The 13675-nt window shown below is 72.3% G+C and carries 12 protein-coding genes and 1 riboswitch; of the genes, 1 reads left to right on the forward strand and 11 read right to left on the reverse strand.

From position 1 onward, the window contains the following. Positions 1 to 42: 42 nt before the first annotated feature. Entirely contained in the window at positions 43 to 1275 is a 1233-nt protein-coding gene (locus ABD784_RS05535; RefSeq protein WP_344881063.1) for an ROK family transcriptional regulator, read from the reverse strand. Positions 1276 to 1514: 239 nt separating this feature from the next. Here ABD784_RS05535 and ABD784_RS05540 point away from each other — a divergent pair, with 239 nt between their 5' ends. After that, positions 1515 to 2027, forward strand: coding sequence for an NUDIX hydrolase (locus ABD784_RS05540; protein WP_344881066.1), 513 nt, complete (start codon positions 1515 to 1517; stop codon positions 2025 to 2027). Here ABD784_RS05540 and ABD784_RS05545 read toward each other — a convergent pair. The 10 genes from ABD784_RS05545 to ABD784_RS05590 form a co-directional block, all read right to left on the reverse strand. Then, positions 2006 to 3856: an ABC transporter ATP-binding protein gene (locus tag ABD784_RS05545; protein ID WP_344881069.1), complete on the reverse strand. Its 1851-nt coding sequence runs from the start codon at positions 3854 to 3856 to the stop codon at positions 2006 to 2008. The two genes, ABD784_RS05540 and ABD784_RS05545, sit on opposite strands and share 22 nt — an antisense overlap. A gap of 63 nt (positions 3857 to 3919) precedes the next feature. Beyond that, complete coding sequence (locus tag ABD784_RS05550) at positions 3920 to 6274, reverse strand: FdhF/YdeP family oxidoreductase (protein ID WP_344881072.1); 2355 nt, start codon at positions 6272 to 6274, stop codon at positions 3920 to 3922. Positions 6275 to 6290: 16 nt separating this feature from the next. Further along, positions 6291 to 7130 carry a formate dehydrogenase accessory sulfurtransferase FdhD gene (gene fdhD, locus ABD784_RS05555; protein ID WP_344881075.1) on the reverse strand — a complete coding sequence of 280 codons (840 nt, stop codon included), beginning with the start codon at positions 7128 to 7130 and terminating at the stop codon, positions 6291 to 6293. Positions 7131 to 7138: 8 nt separating this feature from the next. Then, on the reverse strand, positions 7139 to 8320 hold the full coding sequence (locus ABD784_RS05560) for a molybdopterin molybdotransferase MoeA (RefSeq protein ID WP_344881078.1): 1182 nt from the start codon (positions 8318 to 8320) through the stop codon (positions 7139 to 7141). After that, entirely contained in the window at positions 8310 to 8618 is a 309-nt protein-coding gene (locus tag ABD784_RS05565; RefSeq protein WP_344881082.1) for a DUF6457 domain-containing protein, read from the reverse strand. Before ABD784_RS05565 ends, ABD784_RS05560 begins: the two co-directional genes overlap by 11 nt. Before the next feature lie 33 nt (positions 8619 to 8651). Then, complete coding sequence (locus tag ABD784_RS05570) at positions 8652 to 9488, reverse strand: NTP transferase domain-containing protein (protein WP_344881085.1); 837 nt, start codon at positions 9486 to 9488, stop codon at positions 8652 to 8654. After that, on the reverse strand, positions 9455 to 9952 hold the full coding sequence (locus ABD784_RS05575; protein WP_344881088.1) for an HNH endonuclease: 498 nt from the start codon (positions 9950 to 9952) through the stop codon (positions 9455 to 9457). Before ABD784_RS05575 ends, ABD784_RS05570 begins: the two co-directional genes overlap by 34 nt. 324 nt (positions 9953 to 10276) lie before the next feature. Beyond that, the gene (locus ABD784_RS05580) at positions 10277 to 11125 is read right to left on the reverse strand and encodes a C40 family peptidase (RefSeq protein WP_344881091.1); all 849 of its coding nucleotides are present in this window, start codon (positions 11123 to 11125) and stop codon (positions 10277 to 10279) included. 3 nt (positions 11126 to 11128) lie between these two features. After that, positions 11129 to 11298, reverse strand: a riboswitch (cyclic di-AMP (ydaO/yuaA leader). A gap of 149 nt (positions 11299 to 11447) precedes the next feature. Further along, positions 11448 to 12446 (reverse strand): M23 family metallopeptidase, encoded by a 999-nt coding sequence (locus ABD784_RS05585; protein ID WP_344881094.1) that lies wholly within the window; start codon positions 12444 to 12446, stop codon positions 11448 to 11450. Positions 12447 to 12772: 326 nt separating this feature from the next. Next, a complete protein-coding gene (locus tag ABD784_RS05590; protein WP_425582922.1) occupies positions 12773 to 13471 on the reverse strand; it encodes a metal-dependent transcriptional regulator in 699 nt (232 codons plus the stop codon). Positions 13472 to 13675 lie beyond the last annotated feature (204 nt).

Raw genomic sequence — 13675 nt, forward strand, 5'->3', positions numbered from 1 at the left:
TCCGGGCAGGGACCCGAAAGCGGCTCCCGGCCGGCTGCCCGCTCAGCCGAGCAGGAGCGCGCTGGCCTTCGGCGAGAGCGCCGCGTCGAGCACGGCGCAGGCCCCGCCGATCGCGCCCAGGTGGTGGCCCAGCGCGGACGTCTCGACCTCGAGGCGGTGCACGCTGCTCATGAGGAACTGGCTCTGGATGGCCTCCCGGGCGTCCTCGATGAGCAGGCTGCTCGCCTCGGACCACACCGGACCGCCGAGGAAGACCCGGTCGACGTCGTACACGTTCGCCAGCTGGGCGACGAGCGAGGACCAGATGCCGTTGAGCCGGTTCAGCACCTCCAGCGCGGAGTCGTCCCCCTCGCGGGCGCGGCGGACCATGGTGCCCAGGAACTGGGAGCGCTGGCCGACCGTGTCGGCGCCCTCCAGCTCGGCGCAGTCCACGCCGGCGGCGCGGGCGAGCTCGAGCATGGAGGCGTAGGAGACCGCATCGCCGAAGGACCGTGCCACGGGCTCCTCGGAGCCGGGGACCGGCACCGGGACGACCACGTTGCCGATCTCGCCGGCGTTGTTGCTGGCTCCGCGCAGGACCTCCCCGCCCACGACCGCGCCGATGCCGACGCCGGTGCCGATGTACACCGAGAGGAAGTTCCGGTCCCGCTCCTGGTCCCCGTTCCACTGCTCCGCGATGGCCGCGGCCACGGAGTCCTTCTCCAGCATGACGCTCAGCTGGAGACGCTCCATGAGCGGCTCCACGATCTCCACCGAGCGCCACTCGCCGCCCATCAGCGGCGGCGTCACGATCACGCCGGCGTCCGGGTCGATCGGCCCGGGCGCCGCCACGCCCACGCCGACGATGTGGTCGCGGCGCTGCCCGGAGTCGCGGATGAGCTCGTCGATCGTGTCGCCCATGATGCCGATGGTGGCCTGCGGGCTGTCGATGTCGTGATCGGCGAACCGCCGGCTGCCCAGGACGTGCCCGCGGAGGTTCACGAGCACCACGGTCATCTGGGCGGGGTCGAGGTGGACGCCGACGGCGAGCAGCCGGTCGGGCTCCAGCTCCAGCACGGTGCGCGGCTTGCCGGGCCCGGAGATCACCGTGCGGTCCTCCCGGGCGAAGCCGTTGTCCAGCAGCCGCCGGACCACGTTCGAGATGGTCTGCGGCGACAGGCCGGTCGACGACGCCAGCTCGACGCGGCTCACACCGTCCGGCGCGCGGCGGATCGAGTCGAAGATGACCGCCTGGTTGAAGTCGCCGAGTCGGCCTAGATTGGTTCCCCGCTGCATACACACTCCGAAATCTGACGGGCGCGCGTGGCCCGCCCGTCGCCTGCGACGTCTGGTGGTCGCCCGTGCACTTCTCCGACCGGCGCCCCGCGCCGGACCGGGCGTATCCTCGGGCCTATTGTAGGGCCTCTTTGAGAAATTCGATACCCAACCATTTGGGTAAACCTGCGGTTCGATAGCATGGCCTCGAATGCCACTCTACTCGCGAGTAGATTCGTTGCACCTAAACAAGGAGCCGCATGTCTGCGATCATCTCCGTCTCGGCCGTAGCGCTCCTGGACGACCAGGGCCGCGTCCTGCTGGTCCGCAAGCGGGGAACCTCTCTCTTCATGCAGCCCGGCGGCAAACCGGAGCCCGGCGAGTCCCCTGCCGAGGCGGCCGCCCGCGAGGTCCACGAGGAGCTGGGCCTGCTCCTGGAGGCCGACGCCCTCGTCCCCCGCGGCCTCTGGACGGGGGCCGCGGCCAACGAGCCCGGGACCGGGCTCCGTGCGCACCTGTTCGAGGCGCGGCTGGCGGACGCCGCCGCGGCCGGGAGCGCCGCCGGGACGGTCACGCCCCGGGACGTCGTGGCACAGGCCGAGATCGCCGAGCTCGTCTGGCTCCGCCCGGAGGAGGCACTGGAGCGCGCCGATCTGGCCCCGCTGCTGCGCGAGGAGGTCCTGCCGCGACTGCTGCGGGCGCGGCACGGCACGGGGGTCGGCGCCGCAGGGGCTCCGGCGGCGGGGCCGGCTCAGGAGAACTGGGTCCGGTAGAGCTCGGCGTACCGACCGTCCCGGGCGAGCAGCTCGGGGTGCGTGCCGCGCTCCACGATGGCCCCGTCCTCGAGCACCAGGATCTGGTCGGCGGAGCGGACGGTGGAGAGCCGGTGGGCGATGACGACCGCGGTGCGCCCCTCGAGCGCCTCCGACAGCGCCGCCTGGACCGCCGCCTCGTTCGTGGAGTCCAGTGCGGCCGTGGCCTCGTCGAGCACCACCACGCGGGGCGCCGCCAGCAGCAGCCGGGCGATCGTCATCCGCTGGCGCTCCCCGCCGGAGAGGCGGTAGCCCCGCTCGCCGACGACGGTGGCCAGGCCATCGGGCAGGCCGGCGATCACCGGCTGCAGCCGGGCCCGCCGCAGGGCCTCCCACAACTGCTCGTCCGTCGCCTCGGGCGCGGCCAGCCGCAGGTTCGCGGCGATCGTGTCGTGGAAGAGATGCCCGTCTTGGGTCACCATGCCCACGGTCGCCCGCAGCGACGCGAACGTGACGTCGCGGAGGTCGGTGCCGCCGATGCGCACCGCCCCGGAGTCGACGTCGTACAGGCGCGTCAGCAGCTGCGCGCACGTCGACTTGCCGGCCCCGGAGGAGCCGACGAGGGCGAACGTCTGCCCGGCCGGGACGTGGAAGTCGATCCCGTGCAGGACCTCCTCGCCGCCGCGCCGGTCCAGCACCGCCACGTCCTCGAGCGAGGCCAGCGAGACCTGCTCGGCGCTCGGGTAGGCGAAGCGCACGTCGTCGAACCGCACGTCGACCGGGCCGCCGGGCAGCTCGCCGGCGTCCTCCTTCTCCGCGATCATGGGCTGCAGGTCGAGGATCTCGAAGACCCGGTCGAAGCTCACCAGGGCGCTCATGATCTCGACGCGGGCGTTGGCCAGACCGGTGAGCGGGACGTACAGGCGCGTGAGCAGCAGCGCCAGAGTGACGACGTCGCCGGCGGCCAGCTCGCCGCGCAGCGCATACATGCCGCCGAGGCCGTAGACCAGTGCCAGCGCCAGGGCCGCCACCAGCGTCAGCGCCGCGACGAAGTAGTGCTGGCGCATGGACGCCTTCACGCCGATGTCCCGCACGCGGGCGGCGCGGGCGGCGAACTCCGCCGACTCCGCGTCCGGGCGGCCGAACAGCTTCACGAGGGTGGCGCCGGGGGCGCTGAAGCGCTCGGTCATCTGGGTGCCCATGTCCGCGTTGTGGTTGGCCGCCTCCCGCCGGAGCTCGGCGATGCTCCGGCCCATGCGCCGCGCCGGGAGCAGGAAGACCGGGAGCATGACGATGGCCAGCAGCGTCACCTGCCAGGACGTCGAGAACATGACGCCGGCCGTCAGGACCAGTGCGACGACGTTGCTCACCACGGACGAGAGGGTCCCGGCGAAGGCGGCCTGGGCGCCGATGACGTCGTTGTTCAGACGGGAGACGAGGGCGCCGGTGCGCGTGCGCGTGAAGAACGCGACGGGCATGCGCTGGACGTGGTCGAACACGGCCGTGCGCAGGTCGTAGATGACCTGTTCCCCGAGCGAGGAGGACAGCCAGCGCGAGAGCACCGAGACGCCGGCCTCCGCGAGGGCCACCAGGGCGATCAGACCGGCCAGGGCGGCGATCGTGGCGAGCGGGCCGCCCGCCACGATCGCGTCGACGACCCGCCCGGCCAGGACCGGCGTCGCGACGGCGAGCACGGCCACGACGACGGAGACGACGATGAAGAGCACGAGCCGCGTCCCGTACTGCTTCGCGAATCCGAGGACGCGGCGCGGCGTCCCGGGGTCGATCGGGGACGACTTGTCGTTGGACAATCGGTAGAGGGTGCCGTACGCGGCGTGTTCCATGCTCACGCACGGCACACTACCGCGACGGTCCCGCCCGATGGGCCCCGGCGTCCCCCGCCGGCGGCCGGGTCAGGAGGCGGCGTCCGCCTTCTCCGGGTCCAGCGCCGGGTCCGCCTGGCCGGTGGAGGGGACGAACCGGACCATCATCGCCTTGTAGCCGGGGGTGTTGGACTCGCGCGCCACCAGCTCGCGGTGCACCAGCGCGTTGGCCTCCGGGTAGTAGGCCGCGGCGCATCCGCGGGGCGTCGGGTAGGACACCAGGCGGAACTGGTTGGCCCGGCGCTCCTCGCCGCCCTCGCGCCCGCCCTTGAACACGGAGATGACGTCCACCACCTGCCGGTCCTCGAAGCCGAGCCGCTCCAGGTCCTCGGGATTGACCAGGATGACGCGGCGGGCGTTCTTGATGCCGCGGTAGCGGTCGTCCAGCCCGTAGAAGGTGGTGTTGAACTGGTCGTGGCTGCGGATCGTCTGCAGGACCAGGTGGTCCTCGGGGGCCTTGAGGTACTCCAGCGGGCTCACGCTGAAGAGTCCCTTGCCGGACTCCGTGGCGAAGGACCGGGTGTCCCGCGGCGGGTTCGGCAGCACGAAGCCGTTGCGGTGCTTGATCCGCCGGTTGAAGTCCTCGAAGCCCGGGATGACGTTGGCGATGTGGTCGCGGATGACGTCGTAGTCCTCGGCCATGGCCCGCCAGTCGACCGGATGGTCCGCGCCCAGCGTCGCCTCGGCCAGGCGCGCGACGATGACGGGCTCGGCGAGCAGGTGCTCGGAGACGGGGGCCAGGCGGCCCTGCGTGGTCTTGATGGTGGACATCGAGTCCTCGACGGTGAGGAACTGCGCCCCGCCCGGGTGCTTGTCGTCCTTGTCGGTGCGGCCGAGGGTCGGGAGGATGATGGAGGTCTTCCCGTGCACCACGTGCGAGCGGTTGGGCTTGGTGGAGATGTGCACGGTCAGGCCGGCCCGCTGCATCGCGGCCTCGAGGACCTCGGTGTCCGAGCCGGCGAGCGAGAAGTTGCCGCCCATCGACACGAACACGTCGATGTCGCCGCGCTCGAAGGCCTCCTGCGTCGCCACGGAGTCGTACCCGTGCTCGCGCGGGCTCTCGATGCCGAACTCGGCGTCCAGCCGGTCCAGCCAGGCGTCCGACATCCGCTCCCACACGCCCATGGTGCGGTCTCCCTGGACGTTCGAGTGGCCGCGCACGGGGCAGGCGCCGGCGCCCGGCTTGCCGAAGTTGCCCTGCAGGAGCAGGACGTTGATGATCTCCTTGATCGTGTTGACCGAGTGCGGCTGCTGGGTCAGACCCAGCGCCCAGCAGATGATGGTGCCCTTGGACTTCACCAGCAGGTTCGCCAGCGACGAGATCTCGAGGCGGGACAGCCCGGTGGCCTCCTCGGTGGCGTCCCAGTCGATCTCGGTGCGCGCCTGGCGGTAGGCCTCGAAGCCGGCCGTGTTGCGCTCCACGAACTCGTGGTCGACCACGGTCCCCGGCGAGCGCTCCTCCTCCTGGAGCAGCAGGTGGCCCAGCGCCTGGAACAGGGCGAGGTCTCCACCGACCCGGATCTGCAGGTACTCGTCGGAGATCGTGTCGCCGCTGCCGAGCAGGCCCTTCACCGACTGGGGGTCCTTGAAGCTGAGCAGCCCGGCCTCGGGCAGCGGGTTCACGGAGACGACCTTGGCGCCCTTCTTCCGCGCCTCGGCGAGGGCGGAGAGCATGCGCGGGTGGTTGGTGCCCGGGTTCTGGCCGACCACCATGATCACGTCGGCGTGCTCGAAGTCGTCCAGCAGGACCGTGCCCTTGCCGATGCCGATGGTCGGCGACAGTGCCGACCCCGAGGACTCGTGGCACATGTTGGAGCAGTCCGGCAGGTTGTTCGTCCCGATCGAGCGGGCGAACAGCTGGTACATGAACGCGGTCTCGTTCGCCGTGCGCCCGGACGTGTAGAACGAGCAGCGGTCCGGTGTCGTCGCGTTGATGTGCTGGGCGATCGTCTCGAAGGCGTCGGCCCAGGAGATCGGCGAGTAGCGGTCCTCGCCCTCCCGGATGATCACGGGGTGCGTGATGCGCCCCTGGCTGCCGAGCCAGTACTCGGTCTTGTCCCGCAGGTCGCTGATCGGGTGCTCGGCCCACCACTGCGGGTCCACGGTGCGCAGCGTGGACTCCTCGGCGAGCGCCTTGGCCCCGTTCTCGCAGAACTCGGCCGGCTTGCGCCGCCCCGTGGTCTCCGGCCACGCGCAGCCCGGGCAGTCGACGCCGTTGCGCTGGTTGACGCGCGCCATCGAACGCATCGTGCGCGTCACACCCGCCTGCTCGATCCCGCGCTCCAGAGCCACCATGACGGCCTTCATGCCTGCAGCCGTCTTCTTGGGCGGCGTGACCTGAATGCTGCCCTCGTCGATGTCTTCCACTGGCGCTGGACGGTGCATTGCTCCTCCTCGGAGTTCAGCTGGAGACCGGGACGACCCGGTCCGGATGTGTGTAGAGATTTACGCTACTCCCCCTGCTGAAAGCCGCAAGAGTCACTCCCTCGCGGTCCGCCAGCTCGACGGCGAGGGAGGACGGCGCGCTGACCGCCGAGAGGACGGCGATGCCGGCCATGCGGGCCTTCTGGACCAGCTCGAACGAGGCCCGGCCGGAGACCTGGAGCACCACGTCGTGCAGTGGCAGCCGCCCCTCCCGCAGCGCCCAGCCGATGACTTTGTCGACCGCATTGTGACGCCCGACGTCTTCGCGGATGCACAGCAGCTCGCCCTCCATGGTGAAGAGACCGGCCGCGTGGACGCCCCCGGTCCGGGAGAACAGCTCCTGCTGCTCGCGCAGCGCATCCGGCAGCGACAGCAGCGTGGCGATGTCGATCCGGGCGCCCGGCATCGGGGATCCGGGCAGCCGCGCGGCCTTCGCCACCGCGTCGATCGACGCGGTGCCGCAGATGCCGCACGAGCTGGTGGTGTAGACGTGGCGCTCCAGCCCGGCGTCAGGCGGCACGGCCGTGGCGGAGAGCTGCGCCTCCACGACGTTGAACGTCTGCCGGCCGTCCTCGTCCTCGCCCGCGCAGAAGCGCATGCTCACCAGGTCCTCCTCCGCGCGGAGGACGCCCTCGCCCGTCAGGAAACCCGCCACCAGGTCGAAGTCGTCCCCGGGCGTACGCATGGTGACGCTGAAGGCCTTGTGGCCGAGCCGGATCTCGAGCGGCTCCTCGGCGGCGAGGGTCTCCTCCCGCCGGCGGCCGGGCGCGTCGAGGAAGAGCCTGGTGACCCGGCGTCGTGCGATCTTGCGTGGCATGCGTCCTCCTAGCGTGTGCTCCACGGCAGTGGGAGGAACTCTACGGGTTCCCCCGCCTCGATGCCCTCCGGCGGGACGACCATCAGGACGTCGGCGCCGGCCAGGCCGCGCATCATGCCCGGACCCGCCCGGTCGCAGGCGACAAGTCCACCAGTCGCGTCGTCTGCCACGACGGACGGGACGAGCCGGTGCCGTCCGGGCAGCGGGGCGTGCGGCTCCCCCGCGGGTGCCCGGCGCGGGCGGGGCTCGGCGCGCCCGGTGGCCCCCGCCAGGGCGGGAGCGGCCAGAGTGAGCAGCGCGGCGACGGCCGCGAGCGGGTTCCCCGGCAGCGCGACGAGCAGCGCGCCGTCGGCCCGTCGGGCGAGCAGGGCCGGATGGCCCGGACGCATGTCGATCTGGTCGACGAGCAACTCCGCGCCCAGATCCTCGATGGCGGCCCGGACGTGGTCCGCCCGGGAGCGGCCGGTGCCGCCGGTGAGGATCACGAGGTCCGCCGCGGCGGCGATCTCCTCGTCGGTGCGGCGACGGTCGTCGCCGATGCGGACGACGGCGGCCACCTCGCCGCCGAGGCCCGCGACGGCGGCGGGCAGCAGCGGCCGGAAGGCGTCGCGGACGTAGCCGGGCTCCGGCACGCCGGTCTCGACCACCTCGTCCCCGGTCAGGACCAGCCGGACGCGGGGCGCGGACGCGACGCGGACGGCGTCGACCCCGGCGACGGCCACGGCGGCCGCGTGGGCCGGCGTGAGACGGGTCCCCGCCCGGACGAGCAGGTCGCCGCGGGAGGCCTCCCGCCCGGCCGGACGGATGTCGGCGCCGTCCCGCAGCGGCTCCGTCGCACGGAGCAGGCCCGCCGAGGCGTCGCCGCGCTCGGAGCGCAGGACCGCCGTCGTACCCGCCGGCAGGGGCGCGCCTGTGAGCACGGCGGCCGCTGTGCGGGACTCCAGCGGTGCCGGGCGGCGCGGATCCCCGGCGGGGACGAGCCGCCACGGCGACGGGCCGGAGACCGCCCACCCGTCCATGGCGGAGGAGGCGAAGTGCGGCAGGTCCATCGGGGCGAGCACGTCCTCGGCGCAGACCCGCCCGGAGCACTCGGGCACGGGGATCCGGCGACTGCCGTCGAGGCGTGGGGCCAGCGCGGCTCCTGCCCGGTACGCGGCGGCGCGGGCCGCCGGCCAGGGGCTACCGGCCACGCGGGCCGTCGGCGTCGTGGTCGGAGGCCGCGGCGTCCCGGATCCGGGCGAGCAGCTGACGCGCGACGAGGTCCGCGGCGGCGGCGGCCTTCGTCTCGCTCGCGGTCTGGTGCCCGGCGGCGAGACCGGCCGCGAAGCCTGCGATGTAGGTGGTCACGGGAGCGGCGGGCCGGGCGATCGTGTGGGCCGCCTCCCCCGCCAGCGACAGGATCTTGTCGATGTCCACGGGCGCGTCCGGGATGTCGTAGGCAGCCTGCAGCCGTTCGGCCCACTGCTCCAGTTCGGGGTGCTCACTCATGCGTTCCTCCTGCGATCTCGGGAAGACGTTACCTCACGCCCGGTCGCCCTGGATCCCATGCGCCGCCGCGTCCTCCCATGTGTCGACATCGTCGAAGAGATGCGGCTCCACGGTCCGCCACTCGCGGACGACGACGCCCTCGGCACGGGTGATCCGGCGCATCGGCGCATCGGCCAGCCGCACGGAAAGCGGGCCCGCTCCGGCGACGCCGGCCGCGGGCCGGGCAGCGGCCTCGAGGGCCCTGCGGAGGGAGTCGCTGCGCCACAGGGCGGCCAGCGGTTGCTGCCGGCCCGAGGCGTCGACCGGCACGAGCGCATCGGGACCCGGTCCCCCGGGCTCGGCCTCCCCGGGGTCGCCCTCCGCCCGGACGCCCTCCTCGGTGGCGGGCTTCTCGGCGCCGGCGTTCCGCGGACCGTCGGTCCCCAGCTCGGACGCGCGCGCGGCCAGCGCGGCGACGATCCCCCGGGGGCGGACGTAGTCGACGGCGAGCAGCAGGGTCAGCCCGGAGGCCGGGCCCGGTTCCCCCGCGGATCCGTGACCGGCGACGTCCCTCGCTGCGTCGAGGCCCGCGGCGACGGCGGCCAGCGGGCCGGCGAAGGCCGGCTCCTCGCGGACCAGGGTCACGGTGCTCCCGTGGGGCGACTCAGCCAGGGCCGGCCGCAGGGCGTCCGGGCCCACGACGACGACGCGGGCCCGCGGCAGGGATTCGACGACTGCGGCCAGGGCCGCGGACAGGAGCGACGCGCCGTCGCGCCTGAGCAGCGCCTTCCAGACGCCGCCGAGGCGACTCCCGCGGCCCCCGGCGAGCAGCACCACGGACTCGACTCGGGCGGCCGCTACGCCGCGGTGCTCTGCAGGAATGGGTCCCATGCCTCCGCCGGTCGATCGAGGTCGCGGATGTAGCACGCCGGCCCGTGCGGGACCGACGGCTGGGTCTTGAGCTTCCAGCCCAGCTGATTCAGCGTGCGGTTTCCCTTGCGACCGTTGCAGGAGAGGCAGCACGCCACCAGATTCTCCCAGGAGTCCGCCCCGCCGAGCGAGCGCGGGTGGACGTGGTCCACGGTGGAGGCGCTGCGGCCGCAGTAGGCGCAGCGGAATCCGTCGCGGCGCAGCACCCCGCGGCGGGTCACACTCGCCGGGCCCCGATGGGGGATGTGGATGTAACGGTGCAGCAGGATGACGGACGGGCGGCCGACCACGTCGCTGGGACCCACCACGGGATCCGGGTCCTCGGCGAGGACGCTCGCCTTGCCCGTGAGCACCAGGAGCAGCGCGCGGCGGAACGTCACGACCGCGAGCGGCTCGTATCCTGCATTCAGTACTAGCGTGCGCATACGCGTTCCTTACGTCATAGCGCCCAGCGGGTCGCGCCGGAGCGCTCCCTGCGGCGTGTCACGTGGTTCTTCGCGTCTTCAGGGTAACCGGATTCGCGCCGTGCGGGCGTGGCCCACGCCACAGGACGGCGTGGCGTCGCCGGACCGTTCCGCGCCGTTAACCCGGACGCTCCCCGCCGGTCAGGTGGAGGCCCCGGAACCGTGCCGGATTCCGCAGCGGCGCGGGGCACCGCTGGCACGACGAGGCCGGAGCAGGGCCTGCACAGACAGAAGGAGCCCATCCGCGCGATGCGGATGGGCTCCCCCTCAGACAGCTGCGGGCTCTTAGCGGGCCAGCGTGTAGTAGCCCATGAGCGGGCCGTAGGGGCTGTCGGCCGGACGGACGACCGTGCCGACGGACGGATTCTGCGCACCGACGATCTTGCCGCCGCCGATGTAGATGCCGACGTGGCCTCCACCGTTCTGGAACACCAGGTCGCCCGGCTTCGGGTTGCTGGTGCGGACGAACTGGCCGGAGCTCAGCAGTGCGGAGGTGCCGCGGGCGACGTCGATGCCGTGCTGCGCGTAGACCCACTTGACGAAGCCGGAGCAGTCCCAGCCCGAGGGGCTGCTGCCGCCCCAGACGTAGGGGGCACCGATGTACTGCGATGCCGTGGCGGCGATGCCGGAGAGGCCTGCGCTCGGGGCGGACTCGGCCTTGGGCTCTGCCTTCTCCTCGGCTGCGGGCTCGGCCGCGGCCTGCTGCTGCGAGCCGACGTTCTGGCGCGTGGTCGCGGCGTAGCGGGCCTCGTCGTCCTCGGACGCGCTGGACGTCTCCTCGACGGTCTCGGCGGTGGCGACGACGACCGGCTCGGGCTCGGGGGCCGGAGCGGACTCGACGAAGGCGCGCTCGACCTCGTAGTCCTCCACGGCCTTGGCGGAGACGGTCACTGCGGAGACCGCGGTGCGCTCGACCGGAAGGGCCTCGACCGGGGCGCTGGCGGCCTCACGGCTGGTCTGGTTCGCCTGGGCCGGCACGCCGACGGTCAGGACGAGGCCGGAGGCGGCTGCGATGACGGCGGCCTGGCGGCCGACGGAACCGGCGTTGGATGCGACGGCCTTGGACAGGCCCTCGAGCGGGTTGCTGCGAACGGGAGCCGCGCGGTGGCGACCCAGAGCTTGACGCTTGGACAAAGTTGTACCTCTCCCTATGCCTACGAGGTGAGCTGTCGGGTTCGAGTGGGAGTCACTCGGTGCTGATCGAAGAACTCGACCGGCACTTAACCCCAAGGGCCTCTCGGCCCCGGGAGCCGTTTCCGGCTCCTGATTGGTTCCCCCGCCACTGCCATGCGGTTAGATACGAACGGACCTCGGTCGGTGGCAGTGCTTGGCACTCCGTCCGAGGGTGTTGAGCCCGCGGGAGGCTCAGCACTTGATCAAAGTTATCGGAATCCGGACCGAATGTCACGTTAAGGTCACGGGAGTGTCTAGATCCGGTCTCGAAACGTGACGGAGGCTACAGCCAGCCGGCCGGATCGACGGCGTTGCCGTCGACGAGCACCTCGAAGTGGAGGTGGCAGCCAGTCGAGTTGCCGGTGGTGCCGCTGAGCGAGACGACGTCTCCGCGGTCGACCTTCTGGCCCACGCTGACCTTCAGCGAGGAGTTGTGGTTGTACGTCGTCTCCAGGCCGTTGCCGTGGTCGATCCGCACGCGGTTGCCGGAGTGCCCGGCGTATTCCGCCTGCACGACCGTCCCGGACGCCGCCGCCTTCACGGGCGTACCGCAGGAGGAGCCGTAGTCCTGGCCGATGTGGTTGACCGTGCCGCCGCCGCCCCACGGGTCGGCGCGGTACCCGAACCGGGACGTGATGCGGACCTGGTCGAGGGGCTGGGAGAGCACTCCACTGGTCTCGACCCGCTTCACGTCGCCACCGGAGGCGGCCATGATCTGGTCGAGGCGGTCGTCCTTGGTGAAGGACGCGTGGATGGAGGCCAGCTCCAGCTCGTACGGCGCATCCTCGGCGACGACGACGTCCTCGACCTCGGCGGTCCCGGCGGGATTCCCGGCGACCTCGAGCCCGGCGCCCTCCGCCTCGCTCGAGATCTGGGGCCACGCGGCGGTGAGCGCCAGTCCGGAGACGGCGGCCGCGGCGGCGAGCTTGTGGCTCAGGGCCACGCCCTTGCGCACCGGCGCGGCGGCGATGGGGCGGTCCACCCGGTGGGCGGCCAGGTCGACGACGGCCGGGGCGGCAGCGCTCTCGCGGGCGGCCAGGAGCGCGTCGAGCTCGCCGGTGGTCGCGGCGCTGTAGCGCAGGTCACGGGCGTAGCGTCGGCCGATGTAGTCGCCGTCGGCCGCGACCGTGCCGAAGGCCTCCTCCTGGAGGAGGCGGCGTCGCTCGGATCCGCGGGGACGACGCAGCGGCTGCTCGGTTGCGGCGGCCGTCACGGGATGCACGGGGGCGTTCACCGCTTCAACGGAGGCGGTCACCGGGCCGCGGGTCGTCTGCGTAGTCAAAGTCAAAGTACCTCTTCGCTGCACTGGCGGAGGCGTCGGGCCATGCGCGCTGCGACGCAGCGGTGACCTCGGACGCGGCTGGCCGGCCCCGGAAAAGGCCGCGCAGGGGCGCGCGGATCCTGGAGGGAGCAGCCTTCCGCCCTGCCTTTCGTGCGATTCAACCGACTCGCCGGCAGGTGGAGACGGAAGCGAGTCGTGGTGTCAGAAATCGTTCTGAGCCTCTACGAGACTACAGGAGGGGCCCGACAGTTACAATTTCGTTATCTAATCTTGTGGATAACCGCACCTGAAGGATCGGCTTCGTTATCCGGCCCCGGCGGGCCCGGCTAGGCCGCGCGACGTTCCACGAAGACGTGTGCACTGACTTCGGTCGGCAGCTCGAGGGCGCCCTCGATCCCCTCGACGCGGACGACGACGTACTCCCCCGCGCGCTCCAGCGTCACGGTGGCGCCGGGCCGGATACCGCCCTCGTTGAGCTGGGCCAGGAGCACCGGGTCCACCTGGATCGTCTCGGCCAGGCGCAGGATGCGGGTGGGTCCGGACTCCCCGGCCTCGAGCGCCGCGTCCAGGTTCTGGACCCCGACGGCGAAATCGCCCAGCGTTGGGCCGCCGAGCGCATCCAGGCCCGGGATCGGATTGCCGTACGGGGACTCGGACGGCTGGCCGAGCAGTTCGTAGAGGCGGCGCTCGACGCGCTCGCTCATGACGTGCTCCCAGCGGCAGGCCTCGTCGTGCACGTACTCCCAGTCCAGACCGATCACGTCGGAGAGCAGGCGTTCAGCCAGACGGTGCTTGCGCATGACCTCGGTGGCCAGCTGGCGCCCGGCGGGCGTGAGCTCCAGGTGGCGGTCCTGCGAGACCACCAGGAGGCCGTCGCGCTCCATGCGCGCCACCGTCTGCGAGACCGTCGGCCCCGAGTGCCCCAGCCGCTCCGCGATGCGCGCACGCAGCGGGACGATGCGCTCCTCCTCCAGTTCGAGGACGGTGCGGAGGTACATCTCGGTGGTATCGATCAGATCAGTCACGTCGGTGAGTCTCCCGGAGCAGGCGTGGACAGGGCAGCGGCATCAGCCACTCTACCGCGCGTTAATAATCCCGGTCCGGTTCCGGCAATCCGCCCGCCCTGCGCGATTATGGAGGGGTGCGGGCCGCCGCGTCGGCCTTCCGTCCGGGCAGTGCCCGCATCCGACGCGCCCGCGTCCCGCACATCCCGGCGTACCCGACGGCAG

Source organism: Zhihengliuella alba, from assembly GCF_039538765.1.
GTDB lineage: Bacteria > Actinomycetota > Actinomycetes > Actinomycetales > Micrococcaceae > Zhihengliuella > Zhihengliuella alba.

Bases quoted from the DNA above. Each gene is read 5' to 3' on its own strand.
- ABD784_RS05535 (WP_344881063.1), bottom strand. From the start codon at position 1,275: ATGCAGCGGGGAACCAATCTAGGCCGACTCGGCGACTTCAACCAGGCG.
- ABD784_RS05540 (WP_344881066.1), top strand. From the start codon at position 1,515: ATGTCTGCGATCATCTCCGTCTCGGCCGTAGCGCTCCTGGACGACCAG.
- ABD784_RS05550 (WP_344881072.1), bottom strand. From the start codon at position 6,274: ATGCACCGTCCAGCGCCAGTGGAAGACATCGACGAGGGCAGCATTCAG.
- fdhD (WP_344881075.1), bottom strand. From the start codon at position 7,130: ATGCCACGCAAGATCGCACGACGCCGGGTCACCAGGCTCTTCCTCGAC.
- ABD784_RS05565 (WP_344881082.1), bottom strand. From the start codon at position 8,618: ATGAGTGAGCACCCCGAACTGGAGCAGTGGGCCGAACGGCTGCAGGCT.
- ABD784_RS05570 (WP_344881085.1), bottom strand. From the start codon at position 9,488: ATGGGACCCATTCCTGCAGAGCACCGCGGCGTAGCGGCCGCCCGAGTC.
- ABD784_RS05575 (WP_344881088.1), bottom strand. From the start codon at position 9,952: ATGCGCACGCTAGTACTGAATGCAGGATACGAGCCGCTCGCGGTCGTG.